Consider the following 341-nt stretch of genomic DNA (forward strand, 5'->3'; position numbering starts at 1 on the left):
GCGGTGCCTCGTCCTCGATGCGCAGCGACCACGGCGGTTGCAGCACCGATCGCATCAGGAAGGCGCCGCGAGCCCGGGGACCTTCGAGCAGACCGGCCAACGCGTCCATTCCCCAACTGTACGACGCGGCAGGTCGACGGCGAACCGGATAAACGACTAGGTGCGGGCCGCGAATCCCTGATCCTGTCGGTGGTGCGTGCCAGTATGGACGGCAACGAAAGGGGGCGTTCATGAGGGCAATCGAGGTCGTATTCACCGGCGAGAGTGTGTGCTTCGGCAGCGAGCATCTCTCGGCCGCCGATCTACCGCCGGATGGGCGCGAGGTCGCCGCGACCGAGATC

Annotated in this window: 1 protein-coding gene; it reads right to left on the minus strand. The window is 66.6% G+C overall.

The features are described from left to right. Nucleotides 1-109: cupin domain-containing protein (locus tag GV792_RS29980; protein ID WP_163828141.1), on the minus strand; the 109-nt coding region annotated here is incomplete at its 3' end. Between the last annotated feature and the right edge of the window lie 232 nt (nucleotides 110-341).

Origin of the sequence: Nocardia cyriacigeorgica (assembly GCF_010868145.1) — a bacterium.
In the GTDB taxonomy this organism is placed as follows: domain Bacteria; phylum Actinomycetota; class Actinomycetes; order Mycobacteriales; family Mycobacteriaceae; genus Nocardia; species Nocardia cyriacigeorgica_D.